6 protein-coding genes are annotated in these 6125 nt (G+C 67.3%); all 6 read left to right on the forward strand.

The window, feature by feature from the left end; genetic code table 11:
• Nucleotides 1-40: 40 nt before the first annotated feature.
• A complete protein-coding gene (locus RJ05_RS06940) occupies nucleotides 41-424 on the forward strand; it encodes a hypothetical protein (protein ID WP_036534435.1) in 384 nt (127 codons plus the stop codon).
• A 46-nt stretch (nucleotides 425-470) separates the two neighbouring features.
• Complete coding sequence (locus tag RJ05_RS06945) at nucleotides 471-779, forward strand: WXG100 family type VII secretion target (RefSeq protein WP_036534437.1); 309 nt, start codon at nucleotides 471-473, stop codon at nucleotides 777-779.
• Between the two features lie 82 nt (nucleotides 780-861).
• The gene (locus RJ05_RS06950; RefSeq protein WP_036534438.1) at nucleotides 862-1698 is read left to right on the forward strand and encodes an ESX secretion-associated protein EspG; all 837 of its coding nucleotides are present in this window, start codon (nucleotides 862-864) and stop codon (nucleotides 1696-1698) included.
• 30 nt (nucleotides 1699-1728) lie between these two features.
• The gene (locus RJ05_RS06955) at nucleotides 1729-3267 is read left to right on the forward strand and encodes a MinD/ParA family ATP-binding protein (RefSeq protein ID WP_249040570.1); all 1539 of its coding nucleotides are present in this window, start codon (nucleotides 1729-1731) and stop codon (nucleotides 3265-3267) included.
• Entirely contained in the window at nucleotides 3264-4796 is a 1533-nt protein-coding gene (gene eccD, locus RJ05_RS06960; protein ID WP_036534501.1) for a type VII secretion integral membrane protein EccD, read from the forward strand. The genes RJ05_RS06955 and eccD overlap by 4 nt, the downstream gene beginning before the upstream one ends.
• The coding region (gene mycP, locus RJ05_RS06965; RefSeq protein ID WP_036534440.1) for a type VII secretion-associated serine protease mycosin at nucleotides 4796-6125 on the forward strand (1330 nt) is incomplete at its 3' end. The genes eccD and mycP, both read left to right, overlap by 1 nt.

The raw sequence follows: 6125 nt of genomic DNA on the forward strand, positions 1-6125 counted from the left end.
CCTGGGCCGAGAGTAATTCAGCACCCGAAAGGAACGGCACATGGCTGGCGAACTTAATGCGGACCCCGAGGTCCTGATCCCCGCGGCCAAGACCGCGATGGGTCTGCAAGGCAATCACGAAGGCTATCTGAAGAGCCTGATGGCCGTGCAGGACGAACTGTCCGCGTACGTCAAGAGTCCCGGCGGCGGGGCCCAGATCCGCACCTCGATGATGGAGGCGCACAGCAAGGGCAGCTCGCTCGCGCAAACACTGCAGGAGATCATCCAGGTGCTGCACGACAGCGGCGTCAAGATCGATGTCAGTGATATGGACGCCGCCGCGCAGGTGCAGCGTGCCACCTCGTTCGGCTCCGACGGCATGAACAGTGTTTCGGGCGATGTCACCGGGGCCGGCGCCAACCAGAAGATCAACGTCAACTGGTGACCCGGGATCCGGCGTCCGACAACACGATTAGAAAGGCAATACGGCGATGGGTATCTCCTACAACTACTCCGGCGTCGAGACGAGCTCGCTGAGCTTCCAGCAGATCGTCAGCGGCATCGAAACCAACAACGGTGCACTGCGCAACCTCGAGGCTCAGCTCAAGGGCGCATTCACCGGTATCGCCGCCGACACCGGTTGGCACCCGCAGATCGACCGTCTGATGGCCAAGGTCGAGGCCTACCAGCAGGCGCTCAACGGGCTCAAGACCACTATTCAGCAGGTCGCGGGCGATGGCGGTTACATGCAGGTCACGGATAAGGATCAGGGTTCGAGGTTCCTGGCCATCAACATCTGAGCGTAACGCTGAACGTCTCCGCATCCATCGTGATCCGGAGACGGCAGCACCTGTCGGATGAAGACCGTGCCTGGGTGGATGTGTGGAAGCTGATCCTGTAGCGATTGATCTGAACGTCGATGCCGCTCTGCTGTTGAAAGACCTGGTCGGCATCGACTCTTATCCACCGGTGTTGGCACTGCTGCCCAACATCTACAACCTCGAAGACCGGGACCGGGTGCGCGCGGTCGTCGCCGAACAACTCGCCGAGGCGGGCATTCTCGTCGACGACCGCGTCCATCCGGCGGTGGCGCAGTGGTTGCGCTGCCTCGACCGGCCGGACGTGGAGTTGGTCGTACGGATAGTGGAAACCGGTGCCGGCGGGGAAACGCCGGGTATGTTGCGAATGTCGCTGGTGCGCACCGGAGAATCGCACGTACTCGCACTCCGCAATGACGACTATGTCGTCATCCAGCCGGTGTTTCATGAAGGAAGACAATTGAATACGGTGGCCGCGGCCCTGGTGGCCGCGGTTGGCCAGTACCCGGTGCTGCGATTCGAGCCGATGTCGGCAACAATGCAGGCATTGACCGAGGTACCCGATGACCCGGACGAACGCAAACTCGCGTTGGTCGAGCTGGGTGCGCAGCCGCATACCGCTGGGCTGCTCAGCCGGGTCATGGGTGAGGTGATGCGCCGCGCCGAGGTGGTCATGATCGAACACCGCGACGGTGGTTCGGGTTCGGTGGATACCGGGGTGTGCGTCAGCATTCTCGACACGGCCTCGGGGCGCTTGGTGGTGACGCCGAGCAAGGCGATGGACGGTGAGATCTGGTCCACCTACGCGCCGGGCGACGACGCCGCGATCAATGCGAGCGTTGCGGCCCTTGTCGATCTGCTGCCCGGCCGCAGCTGGTTCGACACCACCAGGGCCGATTAACGTCCCACAGCTGTAGAGAGGACGACGCAGATGAACCGAGCATCGAGCACGAATGGTCATACGACCGAATCCGTGCTGACCACGGGTGGATACGACGCCTACTTCGCGCAGATCCAGGACCCGCGAGCGAACCAGCCCGGAGCCGGCGCGGGTGCGCCCGGCCAATCGCTGCGATTCCCGCAGGCCGAACCGGCATCCGCGCAGCGCGAACAGCCTACGCCCGCCGCACCGGCAGCCACATCTGCGCAGCCTCCGTCCGCGGCCCAGCCTCCGGCCGCGGCGCCGCAGCCGTCGGCTACCCAGCCGCCCCCGTCCGAAGCGCCGCCGGGACCGGCATCGAATCCGGCTCCGCCCACAGCTGGTGGGCCGCACACGGCGACCACACCACCCACCGGAGCTCGCGAGCAGCCGGACCCCGCCGCATCGCCCGGTACCCAGCCTGATCAGGCCCGATATGCCTCGAGCCCGGCCACACCCATGGCCGGGCCGCCCGCGGTGGCCAACCAGGGCTACACCGAATCGGCCCGGGTCCCGGACCGATTCGACCAATCCCGGTTCGATCACGGCGCGGTGGAGCCGGTGCCCCGGGTGGAAGTACTGCCGCCGGCCCTGTCCTCGCTGGAACTGTTCGCCGACATCTCCGCGGCCAAACGCGCGCAGCTGCGGTCGAACAGTGGCATGCGCGGCGCGTTGAACAAGGTCGGTTTCAAGCTCGGGCTCTCGCCTGCCGAACAACGTGCCGAGGACCGGCGCGCACGCATTCGCCGCCAGCTCAACACCAGCTATCAGATCGCGGTGGTGAGCGTGAAAGGCGGCGTCGGCCGCACCACCATGGTCGCCGCTCTCGGGTCGACCTTCTCCGGCCTGCGGCCGGATCGGGTGGTCGCGGTCGACGCGAACCCCGATTTCGGTGATCTGTCCACCCGCACCGTCCGTCACCCGTACGGACTGACCCTGCGCGATCTCGCGCAGGCACAGAACCTGGATGCGTTCTCGGCGGTGCACGCGTTCACCACCGTCAACTCCTCCGACCTGGCCGTGGTCGCGTCCCCGTGGAACACCGAGGCCACCGAGGCGTTGTCGGGCCCGGAATACATGCGCGGCGTGGAGATCCTGCGCAAGCACTACAACTTGCTGGTGGTCGACTGCGGGACCGGTGTGCTGGATTCGGCGACCGCGAGCGTGCTGCGCAGCAGCGATGCCGTTCTGGTCGTCACCCCGGCGACGGTCGGCGGCGTCACCGGCGCGGTGGCAACTCTGAACTGGCTCAGCTCTCACGGATTGGATCATCTTGTGGCCCAATCGATCGTGGCGATCGTGCATCACGCGCCGCTCAAGCCGACCGTCGAGGTCGATGCGATCGAGAAACTGTTTGCGACGGCCCAGCGGCCGACCCGGGTGATTCCCTTCGATCCGCACCTGGCCGAGGGCGGAGAGATCGATCTGCGGCTGCTCGACAAGGAGACGGTGCTTGCGTTCGAGGATCTCGCCGCAGATCTCGCCGACGGCTTCCCCAGCTTCGCCGCAGGTGCCGTGGGTCCCTATGGTGATCGTGGAGGGTGGCGATGACCGCTGTCGCACCGGCTCCGGCCGCAGCGCAGCAACCGTCGGCCGAGGTGGCGCGGGCGCGCATCGCCGTCATGGTCGGTACCTATCAGGTCGATGTGGTGGTGCCGACGAAGTTCACCATCGAGACGTTCATCGATGATCTGCTCGTCGTGCTGGCGAACTCGATCGATGACGAATCGGTGGATTTCGTGCCGCCGAACGGTCAGTGGAGCCTGGCCCGACCGGGCGAGGCACCGATGCCGCGCTGGCGCACCCTCGCCGACCACGACGTGGTCGACGGCACCGCGCTGATGCTGTCGGTGGTGGAGTCGGCCGAGATATTCACCCCGGTCGTCGAGGACATCACCGATGCGCTCGCGCTGATCAATGAGCGCGAGTTCGCCGAGTTCGACGCCGACACCGCCGCGGTCACCGGCCTGTCCGCGCTCGGTATCGGTGCACTGGCGATCTCGGCGATGCTGTCGTGGTCGTGGACTCAGACCGGATCGATCTGGTGGTGCGGCATACCCGCCCTGCTGCTCGGCCTGATCTGCTGGGGTGCGGCCCTGTCGACGCGCAAACGCGGTGGTGCTGCGCGCATCTGCCTCGGCTTGTCGCTGGCGGCGATTCCGCTGCTGTTCTGTGGCGGAGCGATGCTCGTGCCACCGCCCTACGGGGATCCCGGCCCATTCGGTGCGGCCAATATCGCGGCCGGTGCGATCGTGTCGGCAGTAGCGGCGATGAGCATGCTGCGGTTGACCAGATCGAGTATCGCCACCCTGATGGCGGTGACGGTGCTTGGCCTGACGATTGCCGTATCGGCCCTGCCGCTGGCCTATCTGGATCTGCACCTGCGCCAGATCGCGGGTGGCGCGGTATTCGCCGGACTGGTCTTGCTGACGATTGCCCCGCGCATCGCGGTGGCGATCGCCCGCATCCAACCGCCCGACCTGCCCGATCCAGGGAACGAGGTCTCGCCGGCGACCCTGACCGACATCTTCGACGCCGAAACCGCCCGCGATACCGAACAGGACGCCCAGGAGACCGCCGACGCCGAGCGTCGCCGGGAACAGGCCGAAGTCGGTATCGAAAGCCGGGCCCGTCTCGCCGTCACCAGCCTGCGCGGCCTGATCGCGGCGATCGTCGTCCTGCTGGCCGGTGCGACGGTCCTCGCCGCTGCGGTGAGCCCGGGCGGAATCCGGGAGATCGTGCTGGCCGCCGCGGTCGCGGGTCTGCTCGCCATGCGGTCGCGCTGGTATCCGGATCGGGTGCAGGCCATCGCGCTCATCGCGGGATCCGCGGTGACCGTTGTCGGCGTCGGCTTCGTGCTGACCGGCGCCTATGAGACTTTGTTCGCACGGCTGGTCGTCGCGCTGATCCTGGTGGCCGTGGCATGCGCGGCCTGTGTGGCCGCGGTGCGGCTGCCGGGCAAGCGGCTCTCGCCGGTGACCCGGCGCGTGATCGACCTGATCGAGTACGCCCTCATTCTGATCGTGCCGATCATTGCGTTCTGGGTGATGGGCGTTTACACCGCTATGCGAGGGATCTGATGAAATTCGGCAGGGCCGCGGTCGCGGCGCTGGCGGGCTTGATCGTGTTCTCCGGTGCGATACCGGCCGGCGCGGTGGAACCACCCGAGGTGGTGGTCGGTGCGCCGCCGCCCGATGATCCGCCTGGACCGGAACAGCCGACCAAGCAGGACAAGGGTTGTGTCGCGGCGGGTGTGCTGCCCGACAGCGATCTGTCGCGTGTCCCGCCGCCCGAACTGGCTCTCGATCTGCGCCGGGCCCGCGCGTTGAGCCGTGGTGCCGGGGTGACGGTTGCGGTGATCGATACCGGCGCGACGCCACATCCGCGGCTGCCCAATCTTGTCGGCGGCGGCGACTATGTCGTCGGCGGCGGTGACGGCCTGTCCGATTGCGACGCGCACGGCACCCTGGTCGCCGGAATCATCGGCGCCGCGGCCGATCCTGCCGATGGGTTCACCGGCGTCGCGCCCGAGGCGAGGATTCTGTCCATTCGGTATCGATCGGGGGCGTTCCGGGTGGAGCGGCCTTCCAATGACCGCAACGAGCAGATCGCGATCGAGATCCGCACCCTCGCCCGGGCGATCACCCATGCGGCGAACCAGGGCGCTGGTGTCATCGCGGTGCCGTTGCCGATCTGTGTGCCCGCGCGTGCCGGGGTGGATCAGGCGATGCTGTCGGCCGCCATCGGTTACGCCGTCCATGTGCGGGGTGCGCTGATCGTGGCGGGAGCGGGCAACACCGGAACCTCGGGCTGTGAACAGAATCCGCCGATCGACCCGGCTCGGCCCGGCGATCGCCGCAATTGGGCCGGGGTGAAGACCATTTCGACGCCGGGCTGGTTCAATTCGGCTGTGCTGACCGTCGGGTTCACCTCCGCCAACGGGGTACCGATGGCGGATTCGCTGTCGGGACCGTGGGTTTCGGTCGCCGCACCGGGGACCGGGATCGAATCGCTCGGCCCAGGTGGTGGCGGGCTGATCAACGGTGTCGGCGCCCCGGGCAGTCTGGTGCCGGTAGGCGGCGCGTCGTTCGCGGCTGCCTACGTCAGTGGCGTTGCGGCCCTGCTGCGGTCGCGATACCCGAACGAGACACCCGCCGAGATCTCGGCGCGATTGCAGGCCAGTGCCCATGCACCGGCGCGCGGTGTCGACAATGCGGTCGGGGCCGGCGTGATCGACCCACTGGCCGCCCTGAGCTATCGGACTCCGCCGGAGCCGCCCGCCGGATTGTTCCGGCCGTCGCCGCTGGATATGCCGCCGCCACCACGGGCCGAGGACATGCGTCCCGCGATCACCGCGACCGTCGTCATCGTCGCAGCGGTGTTGCTCGGTATCGGCGCGAGCCGTGTCG

The sequence above is a fragment of the Nocardia cyriacigeorgica NBRC 100375 genome, assembly GCF_000308555.1.
In the GTDB taxonomy this organism is placed as follows: domain Bacteria; phylum Actinomycetota; class Actinomycetes; order Mycobacteriales; family Mycobacteriaceae; genus Nocardia; species Nocardia cyriacigeorgica.